The following is a 13,410-nucleotide window of genomic DNA, read 5'->3' as shown; positions in this document are numbered from 1 at the left end:
GTGGTGACGCCGTCCAGCGCGGTGATGGTGAAGGTGCCGCTTTGGGTCAGGGCTGGAGCATCAGGGCTGCTGCCGTCGCCGAGGTTTTTTTCGTAGACGGTGAGCTCGCCGCCATTCACGTCGAGGCCGTTGATGATCACCGGGTCGTCGTTGTTATGAATCTGCAAGACGAGGTTCGCGGTGCTGGTGTCGCCGTCGGCATCGGTGATGGTGTAGGTGAAAGTTTCGGTGCCGTTGCCGCCGCCGTGCAGGTTTTTGAAGTCCGCATCGTTGGTATTGAGCGTGTAGGTGTAGGTGCCGTTGGCGTTGAGCACCAGGGTGCCGTAAGTCCCGACAAAGGTACCGGGGGTAATCGGGCCGGCGTTTTCGCCGACGGGTACGCGGTCGGCGCCTTGCACGTCGTTGGTCAGCACGTTGCCGGTCAGCGTCAGTTGGGTCTCTGAGGCCGTGCCATTGTTGTCATCGAACGCTTTCGGCACGTCGTCAGTGATGTTGACGTCCAGCGTGCCGGTGGCCGTGTCGCCATTGCTGTCACCGGCGATCACGGTGAATTGTTCGCTGAGGTTGTTGGCGCCGTCGCCCGCTGCGTGGGTCTCGTTGCCGTTGAGGGTGTAGCTGTAACTGACCGTGCCGGTGGCCGGGTTGTAGCCGGTGATGGTCAGGGTGTTGCCCAGTTGCGTGGTGATCGATTGCGGGAAACCGATCGGCACGCCACCGACGATCACGTTGATACCGCCAATGCTCAGGCTGCTCAGACCGTCCGGCGCCGACACCGTGAAGCTGCCGGTCTGGGTCAGCGCACCAGGGTTGGCGGCGGAACCGTCGGGCAGATTGGCTTCGTTGAGATTCAATTCGCCACCGGCAACAGACAGCCCGGTGAGTGTGACCGGATTGTTGACTGGGGGTGGAGGCGGAACAATCGGGGCGGCCTGGCCGTCACCGTTGTCGATCACGGCATTAAGCCGCTCTTCGGGAAACTCGGGAATACCGTTGAAACCGGCGGTGGGGAAACCGATGACCGGATCGACCCGGCCCGCCACTTCAGTCAACAACACGAAACTGTGACCGCCACCCAGCGCGCCCGGCGCGCCACCGGTGGCTCCGGGGCCGGCCGCGGTCGCTTCGGCGGATTGGGTCGGGTCATCACCGGCGGCAATGGCTTTCTGGATCTGTTCGACGTCGGTCAGTTGCGACTCGCTCGGGGTCACCGCTTCCGGTGCATTGACGTGTGCCGCCTGATCGGCGAGCAACTGGCCGGTCATGGTCAGGCTGCTGTCGCGACCGAGGGTCAGCTCCTGGCCATTTTGCAGATGGACGGCAACCGCGCCCTCCGCGCCGGTGATCAATTGATCCCCTGCAAACAGCCGATCGCCTTCGACCAATGGGCGCCGACTGCCGTCTGCCGATTGAGCGAAAACCTGACCAATGACTTTAGTGACGGTCCCGATGAGCGTTGCCATGTGCATTCCTCCGCTGCCGACCACCGTCGGCGCTGGTTCGCGAAGCAGCCCATGGCTCAAGCGGGTTGTCGGGGCGACGCTCGCACCTCGACAGTTCGTTTCGCAGGTTGCGCAAATCCAGAAACGCCAGTGCCATCAAGCACTTGGAATCTCTATTCGATGCAGCACGCCCACTAGCGCTACGTAACGGTGGTGAATCACCTGAGTGACAAAAAACTGTCGCTCATCAGCCGCTACGCGTCCCTCCCCTTTAGCAGTACTTCGCCGTATGTCGCAAAGTGAGTGGAACTTTCCTCAAGCCTTTCTGTGCTCCCTAAAGCGCATAAAACAAAGGCTTTCGAGTGGAACAATGTGCTGGATTTGGCGAAGCGCATAAGTTTTTTTTGGCATAACCCTTATGAAAATTTTTTCTTAGCTACGCTTCAGGATGTTCTTAGCTCTGTTGTTACAGGCATGAAACGCTTTCTACTAAAAATATCGTCAATAAATTGGCGACAGCGAAACACCATCAGGACTCAGGGAGATGCACCCATGCGCGTACTAACCCCCCTCTGCAGCGCGGTTTTGCTGGCCATGGCTTGCAGTTCCCAAGCCCAGGCCATGAACCTCACCGAAGCGATCCAGAGCACCATCGCCACCCACCCGGAACTGGCCTCGCGCGTGGATGCGCGCCTGTCGGCTGATGAACAGGTGAAGGTCGCCAAGGGTGGCTTCTATCCGTCGGTGGATCTGAACGCTGCTTACGGGCGCGGTTACAGCGACAACACCAACACCCGGGCCTTCGGTAACCACCACACCGAAATCCTCAATTACACCCAGTCCGAACTGCGGCTGCGGCAGATGCTGTTCGACGGTTTCAACACTGCAAACGAAGTCGAGCGCACCAAGGGCGTTTCCAACTCGCGCGCCTATTACGCCCAGGGCACCGCCCAGGATCTGGCCCTGCGCACCATCGAGGTCTACCTTGAAGTGCTCAAGCGCCGTGAACTGGTGACCCTGGCCAAGAACAACCTGCAGGCGCACTTGCGTGTCAACGACCAGATCGGCCTGCGCACCGAGCGCGGCGTGGGCAGCACCGCCGACTCCGATCAATCGGTCGCCCGTAAGGCGCTGGCCCAGAACAACCTCGACACCGCCGAAGTCGATCTGGCCGACGCCGAGTCGAACTTCTACAGCGTGGTCGGGCGCATGCCCGATGAGCTGGAAGCACCCGTCTCGACCCGCGGCGAATTGCCCGCCACCCTGCCCGAAGCCCAGCAGAGCATGGTCGAGAACAACCCGTACCTGAAATCCGCCCAGGCCGACGTGCAATCGGCCGAGAGCCAGTATGAAGTTGCCAAGTCGCCGTTCTATCCACGCTTCGACGCAGAAGCCGCCGTCGGCGCCAACAACAACGTGCAGGGCGACGAGGGCCACGACAACGAATGGCGGGTCGGCGTGGTGATGAACTACAACCTGTTCCGTGGCGGCAGCGACAAGGCGCGACTGGCCTCCGACGCGCACCAGATCAACCAGGCGATGGACATCCGCAACAATGCCCTGCGCCAACTCAACGAGAACATTCATCTGGCGTGGAACGCCATGCTCAACGCCAGGAAACAGACCCCGACCGCCCGCGAATATGCCGAGACCACCAAGCGTGTGCGGGCTGCGTATCAGGATCAGTTCGGCCTCGGTCAGCGCACCCTGCTGGACGTGCTCGACAGTGAAAACGAGCTGTACAACGCCAACCGTCGCTACACCGAAATCCGCTACACCGAGGAATACTCGATGTACCGCGTGCTGGCGAACATGGGCCAGTTGTTGAGCAAGCAACGGGTGGTGCTGCCGGCCGATGCGATTGCCGCGAACGAGGTGAAGAACGAAGCGCGCTTGCCTGAACTGAAGTAGTCCCGATGATGTAGTGCCAGGGGAGCGATCAATATGACCAGCATGCAACCCGGTAACACCGGGATCGATCCGCGGCTGAGCTTCGATGACCCGTTGCTCGACGGTCTGTTGATCCTCTGCAAGCTCCACGGCGCGACGGTCAGTCGCGCCAGCCTGAGCGCCGGGCTGCCCCTGAACAAACAACGCCTGAGCCTGGACCTGCTGCCCCGCGCCGCAGCCCGGGCCGGGTTGCAGGCGCGGTTACTGCGCCGGGAACTCAAAGACATCTCACCGCTGAACCTGCCGGTGCTGTTGCTGCTGGGCAACGGGCGCACGGCAGTGCTGCGGCGTTTTAGCGAAGATGGCAAGGCGCTGATCCTGCCCAGTGAAGCCGACGGCGGCGAGCAATGGGTCAGCCGTGAAGAACTCACCGAACACTACAGCGGCCAGGCCTTGTTCGCCCGGCCACGGCATGAACTGGAAGACCTGCGCTCGCCATTGGTGCCACGGGTGCAGGCGTGGTTTCGCGACACCCTGAAGCTGTCGAAATGGCTGTACAGCGACGCGATCCTCGCCAGTTTCCTGATCAACCTGCTGGGCCTGATGGTGCCGCTGTTCGTCATGCAGACCTACGACCGCGTGGTGCCGAACCAGGCCACGTCGACCCTGTGGGTGCTGGCCATCGGGCTGTTGATCGGCACCGGGTTCGAACTGGTGCTGCGGGTGGTGCGCGCGCACCTGCTGGACACCGCCGGCAAGAAGACCGACGTGATCCTTTCCGCGACTTTATTCGAGCGCATCACCGGCATGGCGATGAAGGCCCGGCCAGCGACCATCGGCGGCTTCGCCCAGAGCATTCACGACTTTCAGGGCCTGCGGGAATTCCTCACCGCCGTCACCCTGACCAGCCTGATCGATCTGCCCTTCGTGGTGTTGATGCTGGTGGTGATCGGCCTGCTCGGTGGCTGGCTGGTGGTGATTCCGCTGCTCGCGTTTCCGATCACGATCGTGTTCGCGATGATCATTCAGGCCCGCCTGCGTGACACCGTGCAGAAAAGCCTGAGCCTCGGCGCCGAGCGTCAGGCGTTGCTGATCGAAACCCTCGGCGGCCTGGAAACCCTCAAGGCGTGCAGCGCCGAGAGCGAGCGCCAGCATAAATGGGAAAGCACCCACGGCGCCCTCACCCGCCTCGACAGCCACGCCCGTAATCTCTCGGCGCTGGCCACCAACGGCACGCTGTTCATCCAGCAGTTTTCGGGGATGGCAACGATTGTGGCCGGGGTCTACAGCATCATCGCCGGTAACCTCAGCGTCGGTGCGCTGGTGGCCAGTTACATGCTCGGCAGCCGCGTGCTCGCGCCGCTGGGCCAGATCGCCGGGCTGATTACCCGCTACCAGCAAGCGCAACTGACCATGAAAAGCACCGACGCGTTGATGTCCCTGCCTCAGGAGCGCGACGGCAAACAACGACCGCTGGAGCGCACGCAACTGCAAGGGGGACTCGACGCCAACGCGGTGACCTTCCACTACAACGGCCAGAACACCCCGGCCCTGAGCAACGTCAGCTTCAGCGTCAAACCCGGCGAGCGGATCGGCATCATCGGCCGCAGCGGCTCGGGCAAAAGCACCCTGGCGCGGCTGGTGATGGGCTTCTACGAACCGGAAGAAGGCCAGTTGCTGCTCGACGGCCTCGACCTGCGGCAACTGGATGTCGCCGACCTGCGCCAGCAGATCGGCTACGTCGCCCATGACCTGCCGCTGCTGGCCGGCAGCCTGCGCGACAACCTGACCCTCGGCGCCCGCTATATCAGCGATTCGCGGATGCTCGAAGTGGCTGAACTGACCGGCGTCACCGAGCTTGCACGGCAGCACCCGCAAGGCTTCGACCGGCCGGTGGGCGAGCGCGGGCAATTGCTCTCCGGCGGCCAGCGCCAGGCGGTGTTACTGGCGCGGGCGCTGCTGCTCGACCCGCCGATCATGCTGCTCGACGAACCCACCAGCGCCATGGACAACAGCAGCGAAGACGTCCTGCGCCAGAAGCTGCACGGCTGGGTGCAGGGCAAAACCTTGCTGCTGGTCACCCACCGCACCTCGATGCTGAGCCTGGTGGACCGGTTGCTGGTGCTGGACAACGGCCGGATCGTCGCCGACGGTCCGAAAGAAGCGGTCATCGATGCGCTGCGCAAGGGCCGGGTCGGCTCGGCAGCGGTCTAGGAGTTGCCCCATGTCTGCTTCCTCCTCTTCAAAACCGCGCGGTTATTTCGACAGCTTCGGTAAAAGCGCCGAAGCCGAATTCATGCCGGAAACCGCCGGCGCCTCGCTGCAGGACTCGCCACGCTGGTCGCGCATCACCGTGTGGCTGGCGGCGGCGCTACTGATCAGTGCGCTGGTCTGGGCCAAGTTCGCGGTGTTGCAGGAAGTGACCATGGGCGAAGGCAAGGCGATTCCGTCGAGCAAGGTCCAAGTGATCCAGAACCTTGAGGGCGGGATCGTCACCGAGATCTTCGTGCGCGAAGGGCAGATGGTCGACAAGGGCGACAAACTGCTGCGCCTGGACGACACGCGGTTTCTGTCGAACAAGGGTGAGAGCGAGGCCGATCGTTATGCCTTGACCGCGCAGGTCGAACGCTTGTCCGCCGAAGCCGAAGGCCGGCCATTCAAGCTCTCGGACGAAGTGATCGCCAAGGCCCCGCAAGTGGCCGAGGACGAGCGTTCGCTGTACGAACAACGGCAGCGGCGGCTGGCCAGCGAACAGAGAACCCTCAGCGAACAGCTGCGGCAGAAGACTCAGGAGCTGGCGGAGTTTCGCTCGAAACAGGGTCAGTACAGCTCAAGCCTGGCGTTGGTGAATCAGGAAATGAACATGTCCGAACCGCTGGTCAAGACTGGCGCCGTGTCGCCGGTGGAGATCCTGCGGCTCAAGCGCAGTGCCGTGGAAATCCGCGGTTCCCTGAACGCCACGACACTGGCCATTCCCCGCGCCGAATCGGCCATCGCCGAGATCCGCAGCAAGATCGACGAATCGGAACAGACTTTCCGCTCCGAAGCGGCCAAGGAGCTCAACGAGAAACGTACCGACCTGTCGAAAATCACTGCTTCGAGCATCGCCATCGACGACCGCGTCAGCCGCACCACGGTGACCTCGCCGGTGCATGGGGTGATCAAGCAAATGAAGGTCAACACCATCGGCGGCGTGGTGCAGCCGGGCAGCGACATGGTGGAAATCGTGCCGCTGGAAGACAACCTGCTGATCGAAGCCAAAGTCCGGCCGCAGGACGTGGCGTTCCTGCATCCGGGCCAGAAAGCCATGGTCAAGTTCAGCGCCTACGATTACACGATCTACGGCGGGCTGAGCGCCAAGCTTGAGCTGATCGGCGCCGACACCATCACCGACGACAAGGGCAACAGCTTCTACCTGATCCAGGTGCGTACCGACAAAAACCATTTGGGCGGGGATGTGAAACCGTTGCTGATCATTCCGGGGATGGTGGCGACGGTGGACATTATTACCGGGGAGAAAAGCGTGCTGGATTACCTGCTCAAACCGGTGTTGAAAGCCCGGACCGAGGCGATGCGCGAGCGCTAGTGATGATCCGGACTTTGCGGTGAATAATCTGACCCCATCGCTGGCAAGCCAGCTCCCACAGGCTTTGTAGTGGTCACAAACTTTGTGTACGACACGGACACTGTGGGAGCTGCGGTGCGACGATTCGACTTGCCAGCGATGGGGCCGATAAGAACACCGCTTACTTTCCAGAATGATTGCGCTGGAAAGTCGCCTCCCCCATCGCCGCAATCTGCCCTTCGATCAACGCCTCGAACGGCTTGAGCAACGGCTCGAAAGAGGCCGGCGCTTCCAGCGTCTGCAACGCCTGAACAATCGCCTCAATCGTCGACAACGCCCCCGGCTCCGGTGCCTTGCGCAGCCGATACCGTGAAACTCCGCCCTCGGCCAGCGTCACCCGTGGCAACGCCGCCAGCAAGGGATTGAGGTGCAACATCTTGCGCGCCTTGCGCCACGTGCCGTCCGGCACCACCAGCAACAGCGGTTCATCGGACGCGGCGTAAGCCTGCATCGGTTGCGCATCGTCCGCCGGAAACAACAACCGTGCCCGATACCCCGGTCGGTTCAGCAGCGCGGGCAAATCCTCGAAAACCTCGCCGACGATCAGTTCGGCATTGTTCAACCCGAGCGCCGCCAGCCGAGCCGTGTTGAGTGCGTGATTGACCTCGCTCGGGTGCTGCAACAGCAACACCCGGGTGCGGCTGTCGAGGCTGGGGATCAGCGGGCACAGGCAATGGGTTTGTGGGCGCAGGCAGCGCGGGCATTGGGGTCTGGACATTGTCTTATGCCTGATTGAGCTGCGCTTTGAGCAGATCGCGGAAAGTCTGGATCAGCGGCTCGCGGCTGCGGCCACGGCGCATGATCATGGAAAATGGCGCCTGATAGCCGAAGGTTGCCGGCAGCAAAACCCGCAGGTCGCCCTTGTCGGCCCAGGCCTGGGCGTAGTGCTCCGGCAGGTAACCGATGTAGGCCCCGGACAGCACCAGAATCAGCTGCGCTTCCATACTTTCCACGGTCGCGGCGCTGTGTTTGAAGCCGTGGCGCGCCAGTTCGGCCTGGCTCCAGTAACCGCGCCCGACCATGCGTTGCTGGGTAATGACCTGTTCGGGAATCCGCCGTTCGTTGAACAGCGGGTGCCGGTTGCTGCAATACAGCCAGTGCTGTTCGCGATACAGCGGCATGTACACCAGACCGCTCATGCGTGTGGAGAACGCGCCGATCGCCAGATCGAGGCGGTTGTCCTGCACACCGAGTTGCAGTTCATACGGGCTCATCACCGACAAGTGCAAATGCACCGCCGGGTGTTCCTGGCTGTAGGCACCGATGGCTTCGGCGAACGGCAGGGCCTTGTCGCTGACCGTCGAGTCGATCACCCCGAGGTTGAGCGTGCCGCGCAGTTCTCCCTTGAGTGCTGCCGCGTATTGCTCGAAACCTTCGAGCTCGGCGAGCAGGCGCAGGGTTTCCTGATGGAACAGTTCGCCCTTGCTGGTCAGGCTGAAACCACCGCGCCCGCGATGGCACAGCACCAGACCCAGCGCGGCCTCGAGCTGGCTCATGTAGGTGCTGATCGCCGAGGTCGACAGGTTGAGTTCCTGCTGCGCGTTGGCAAACCCCTGATGGCGCACGACGCTGACGAAGATGCGCAACAGTTTCAGGTCGGGTAAAGCGTTGGCCATGGGTTACTCCCGGCAGTAGAGATGTGTCGCTTGATCAATCGAACCCTCACCCCAGCCCTCTCCCGGAGGGAGAGGGAGCCGACCGAGGGGTTCTCAGGATCTACATCGACCTGAAACATCGAGTCGAACTCAGGCCCGTCTCGAGGCGATCCGGTGTCGAGCGCCGGGTTTGAAAGCTATGAATATCAGCTCCCTCTCCCTCCGGGAGAGGGCTGGGGTGAGGGCAGCAATGTTCAGCCAGGCAAGAATCCCGAGACCGCAAAGTCTAATCCCAGCGTCGCTATTAGTTTAGAAAAATCTGAACTAAGTATTTGCCCGTAGCGATTCTTCCGCCCCACTACATTTCGCAGAATCGGCCCACAGCGGTGCCCGTGACCTTGCGAATGCGGTGCGCCGACATAAATAAAACAAAGACGATGAGGCCCTACCCGTGGACAAGATTCTTCACCAACCACTGGGCGGCAACGAAATGCCGCGCTTCGGCGGCATCGCCACCATGCTCCGACTCCCCCATGTACCGACCGCTGCCGGCCTGGACGCTGCCTTCGTTGGCGTGCCGCTGGACATCGGTACTTCGCTGCGCCCCGGCACCCGCTTCGGGCCGCGCGACATCCGCACCGAATCGGTGATGATCCGCCCGTACAACATGGCCACCGGCGCTGCGCCGTTCGACTCGCTGTCGGTTGCCGACATCGGTGACGTAGCGATCAACACCTTCAACCTGCTCGACGCCGTGCGCATCATCGAAGAGGCCTACGACAACATCCTCGAGTACAACGTGATCCCGATGACCCTGGGTGGCGACCACACCATCACCCTGCCGATCCTGCGTGCGATCCACAAAAAGCACGGCAAGGTCGGTCTGGTACACATCGACGCCCACGCTGACGTCAACGATCACATGTTCGGCGAGAAGATCGCTCACGGCACGACCTTCCGTCGTGCGGTCGAAGAAGGTCTTCTGGACTGCGACCGTGTGGTGCAGATCGGTCTGCGGGCGCAGGGCTACACCGCTGACGACTTCAACTGGAGCCGCGATCAGGGTTTCCGCGTGGTGCAGGCCGAAGAGTGCTGGCACAAGTCGCTGGAACCGCTGATGGCCGAAGTCCGCGAGAAAGTCGGTGGCGGCCCGGTGTACCTGAGTTTCGACATCGACGGCATTGACCCGGCCTGGGCGCCTGGCACCGGCACCCCGGAAATCGGTGGTCTGACGACCATTCAGGCGATTGAAATCGTTCGCGGCTGCCAGGGCCTCGACCTGATCGGCTGCGATCTGGTAGAAGTCTCGCCCGCTTATGACACCACCGGCAACACCTCGCTGCTGGCCGCCAACCTGCTGTACGAAATGCTCTGCGTACTGCCGGGCGTGGTCCACCGCTGAGGGTCGGGTCATGAACGAACGTGATCAGGTTCTGAAAGCGGCCGCCGATCTGGTGTCCGCCTTCGCCCGCAACGATCGCGAAGCCTACTTCGGCGCGTTCAGCGCCGATGCGAGCTTCGTGTTCTACACCCTCGAACAGCCCCTGCTGTCGCGCGATGCCTATCAGGCGTTGTGGGACAGCTGGCGCGCCGAGGATGGCTTCGAGGTGCTGTCCTGCACCTCGAGCAACGCCTTCGTCAGCCTGCAGGGTGACGTGGCGATTTTCATCCATGACGTGGCCACCGAGCTGCGCATGCAAGGGGAGCAACACTTCAGCCAGGAGCGCGAGACGATTGTTTTCCGCAAACAAGCGTCGAGCCTAGAACAACAAGGCCATTGGCTGGCCTGCCACGAACATTTGTCCGCAATGCCGGAAGGGCTGCCACCCCCTTAGCCAAACAGGTGACGCTCACGCACGATGAGCGCGCCTTTATGATCGGAGCAGATCATGAATAACAACAACAACGACCAAAGCCTTACGCAGATTGAAACCCACGGGGTCGAACAGATCCCGGACAACGAACGCACCGCCGGTCCCGTGGACTTGTTCCGCATGATCTTTGGCGGCGCGAATACCTTTGCCACCGCCGTGCTCGGCAGTTTCCCGGTGCTGTTCGGCCTGTCCTTTCAGGCGGGCGTCTGGGCGATTGTCTCGGGCGTGCTGCTCGGCTCGCTGATCCTCGCACCGATGGGCCTGTTCGGTCCGCTCAACGGCACCAACAATGCCGTGTCGTCCGGTGCGCACTTCGGCGTGCACGGGCGGATCGTCGGTTCGTTCCTGTCGCTGCTGACTGCCATCGCCTTCTTCTCGCTTTCGGTGTGGAGTTCGGGGGATGCGTTGATCGGTGGTGCCAAACGCCTGATCGGCCTGCCGGAAACCGACCTGACCCTGGGCCTGGCCTACGGTCTGTTCGCGATTCTGGTGCTGACCGTGTGCATCTACGGTTTCCGCTTCCTGTTGTGGGTAAACAAGGTCGCGGTGTGGAGCGCGAGCCTGCTGTTCCTGCTGGGCATCTTCGCCTTCGCCGGTCCTTTCGATTCGCACTACGCCGGTACCGTCAGCCTCGGCCAGCCGGGCTTCTGGGCCGCGTTCATCGGCGCCGCGCTGGTGGCGATGAGCAACCCGATTTCCTTCGGTGCGTTCCTCGGCGACTGGGCCCGCTACATCCCGCGTGAGACCTCGCGTCAGCGGATCATGGCGGCGGTGATTTTCTCGCAGATCGCTACCTTCATCCCGTTCCTGTTCGGCCTGACCACCGCGACCATCGTGGCGATCCAGGCGCCGGACTACATCGCGGCCAACAACTACGTCGGCGGTCTGCTGGCGGTGTCGCCGAGCTGGTTCTTCCTGCCGGTGTGCCTGATTGCAGTAATCGGCGGGATGTCCACCGGCACCACGTCGCTGTACGGCACCGGGCTGGACATGTCCAGCGTGTTCCCGCGTCTGCTGTCGCGAGTCAAGGCGACGTTGCTGATCGGCGTGCTGTCAATTGCCTTCATCTTCATCGGGCGCTTCGCGGCGAACCTGGTGCAGAGCGTGTCGACCTTCGCCGTGCTGATCATCACCTGCACCACCCCATGGATGGTGATCATGATCATCGGCCTGGTGGTGCGTCGCGGCTTCTACTGCCCGGACGACCTGCAAGTGTTCACGCGCGGCGAGCAAGGTGGACGTTACTGGTTCAGCCACGGCTGGAACTGGCGTGGTCTGGGCGCGTGGATTCCGAGCGCGGCGGTCGGGCTGTGCTTCGTCAACCTGCCGGGGCAGTTCGTCGGCCCGCTCGGTGAACTGGCCGGCGGCATCGACATCAGCCTGCTGGTGACCCTCGGTCTGGCCTCGGTGATGTACCTGATGTTGCTGAGCCTGTTCCCGGAACCGGCGCTGGTCTACGGCCCGAAGGATCCCCGCAGCAAAGGCGCGCATGCGCCGGCTGAAGCGGCGCTGCGTCAGGCTGCCTGAATAAACGAATTGCCTGTGGGGGTCAGCCCTCTCCCACAGTGTTCCACCCCATAAAAAAGACAATCGGAGACACGCCATCATGGCTTTGGATTTATTCGTCGTCCTCATCTACGCCGCCGGCATGCTCTTGCTCGGCTACTTTGGCATGCGCAAGGCCAAGACCAACGAGGACTTCCTGGTCGCCGGGCGTAACCTCGGGCCAAGCCTGTACATGGGCACCATGGCCGCGACCGTTCTCGGTGGCGCGTCCACCGTCGGCACCGTGCGTCTGGGCTACGTGCACGGCATTTCCGGTTTCTGGCTGTGCGCGGCGCTGGGTTGCGGCATCGTGGCGCTGAACCTGTTCCTGGCCAAGCCGCTGCTGAAACTGAAGATCTACACCGTTACCCAGGTCCTGGAAAAACGCTACAACCCGATGGCCCGCTCGGCGAGCGCGGCGATCATGCTGGCCTACGCGCTGATGATCGGCGTGACCTCGATCCTCGCCATCGGCACCGTGCTGCAAGTGCTGTTCGGCCTGCCGTTCTGGGTCTCGGTACTGCTCGGCGGTGGCGTGGTGGTGGTGTACTCGGCCATCGGCGGCATGTGGTCGCTGACCCTGACCGACATCGTCCAGTTCATCATCAAGACCGTCGGCCTGATGTTCATCCTGTTGCCGATCTGCCTGTACCGCGTCGGCGGCTGGGACGAACTGGTGCTGAAGCTGCCGGCGGCGGCATTCAACTTCACCACCATCGGCTGGGACACGATCATTACCTACTTCATGATCTACTTCTTCGGCATTCTGATCGGTCAGGACATCTGGCAACGGGTGTTCACCGTCAAGAACGAAAAAGTGGCTCAGTACGCCGGTAGTTTCGCGGGCATCTACTGCATCCTTTACGGTCTGGCCTGCGCCCTGATCGGCATGGCTGCACACGTGCTGATCCCGGATCTGGACAACGTCAACAACGCCTTCGCCGCGATCGTCAAACTGTCGCTGCCGGACGGTATCCGTGGTCTGGTGATCGCCGCTGCCCTGGCTGCGATGATGTCCACCGCCAGCGCCGGCCTGCTCGCCGCCGCCACCACCCTGACCGAAGACCTGCTGCCGAAACTGCGTGGCGGCAAACAGTCGAGCCTGGGGGTGAACCGTCTGTTCACCCTGCTGACCGGTGTGGTGGTGCTGGGCATCGCGCTGGTGGTCAACGACGTGATCAGCGCACTGACCCTCGCTTACAACCTGCTGGTGGGCGGCATGCTGATACCGCTGATCGGTGCGATCTTCTGGAAACGCGCGACCACCGCCGGCGCCATCGCCAGCATGGGCCTGGGTTTCGCCACGGCACTGCTGTTCATGTTCAAGGATGGTCTGGATGCCAACACCCCGATCTACTACAGCCTGGCTGTGGGGCTGGTGAGTTTTGTGGTGGTCAGCCTGTTTTCCCGTCGCCCTGCCGCGGTGGCCAGCGCGGTCTAAG

10 protein-coding genes are annotated in these 13,410 nt (G+C 62.3%); 7 read left to right on the top strand and 3 right to left on the bottom strand.

The features are described 5' to 3' along the window. Positions 1-1,460: retention module-containing protein (locus QLG12_RS06180; protein WP_282474131.1), on the bottom strand; the 1,460-nt coding region annotated here is incomplete at its 3' end. 531 nt (positions 1,461-1,991) lie between these two features. Between QLG12_RS06180 and QLG12_RS06175 the strand changes: the two genes are divergently transcribed. The 3 genes from QLG12_RS06175 to QLG12_RS06165 are packed head-to-tail and all read left to right on the top strand — an operon-like array spanning position 1,992 to position 6,915. Next, complete coding sequence (locus QLG12_RS06175) at positions 1,992-3,350, top strand: TolC family outer membrane protein (RefSeq protein ID WP_282474130.1); 1,359 nt, start codon at positions 1,992-1,994, stop codon at positions 3,348-3,350. Positions 3,351-3,383: 33 nt separating this feature from the next. Further along, complete coding sequence (locus tag QLG12_RS06170) at positions 3,384-5,543, top strand: type I secretion system permease/ATPase (RefSeq protein WP_197871711.1); 2,160 nt, start codon at positions 3,384-3,386, stop codon at positions 5,541-5,543. Between the two features lie 10 nt (positions 5,544-5,553). Further along, on the top strand, positions 5,554-6,915 hold the full coding sequence (locus QLG12_RS06165; protein ID WP_011332984.1) for an HlyD family type I secretion periplasmic adaptor subunit: 1,362 nt from the start codon (positions 5,554-5,556) through the stop codon (positions 6,913-6,915). 160 nt (positions 6,916-7,075) lie between these two features. Here the strand turns inward: QLG12_RS06165 and QLG12_RS06160 are convergent, their stop codons facing one another. After that, positions 7,076-7,672 carry a DTW domain-containing protein gene (locus tag QLG12_RS06160; protein ID WP_282474129.1) on the bottom strand — a complete coding sequence of 199 codons (597 nt, stop codon included), beginning with the start codon at positions 7,670-7,672 and terminating at the stop codon, positions 7,076-7,078. A 4-nt stretch (positions 7,673-7,676) separates the two neighbouring features. Beyond that, positions 7,677-8,570, bottom strand: a complete 894-nt coding sequence (locus QLG12_RS06155; RefSeq protein WP_039772530.1) for a LysR family transcriptional regulator — start codon at positions 8,568-8,570, stop codon at positions 7,677-7,679. 430 nt (positions 8,571-9,000) lie between these two features. Between QLG12_RS06155 and speB the strand changes: the two genes are divergently transcribed. The 4 genes from speB (at position 9,001) to QLG12_RS06135 (ending at position 13,409) form a co-directional block, all read left to right on the top strand. Next, on the top strand, positions 9,001-9,951 hold the full coding sequence (gene speB, locus QLG12_RS06150; RefSeq protein ID WP_282474128.1) for an agmatinase: 951 nt from the start codon (positions 9,001-9,003) through the stop codon (positions 9,949-9,951). A 10-nt stretch (positions 9,952-9,961) separates the two neighbouring features. After that, the gene (locus QLG12_RS06145) at positions 9,962-10,384 is read left to right on the top strand and encodes a nuclear transport factor 2 family protein (protein WP_085683062.1); all 423 of its coding nucleotides are present in this window, start codon (positions 9,962-9,964) and stop codon (positions 10,382-10,384) included. Between the two features lie 54 nt (positions 10,385-10,438). Further along, positions 10,439-11,950, top strand: a complete 1,512-nt coding sequence (locus tag QLG12_RS06140; protein WP_108560181.1) for a cytosine permease — start codon at positions 10,439-10,441, stop codon at positions 11,948-11,950. 79 nt (positions 11,951-12,029) lie between these two features. Continuing rightward, positions 12,030-13,409, top strand: a complete 1,380-nt coding sequence (locus QLG12_RS06135; RefSeq protein WP_197871715.1) for a sodium:solute symporter — start codon at positions 12,030-12,032, stop codon at positions 13,407-13,409. Position 13,410: the final 1 nt, after the last annotated feature.

This window comes from Pseudomonas sp. V88_4 (assembly GCF_029967985.1).
Classification (GTDB): domain Bacteria; phylum Pseudomonadota; class Gammaproteobacteria; order Pseudomonadales; family Pseudomonadaceae; genus Aquipseudomonas; species Aquipseudomonas glycinae.
The sequence above is the reverse complement of the archived record's forward strand: the minus strand, read 5'-3'. Positions and strand labels throughout refer to the sequence as shown.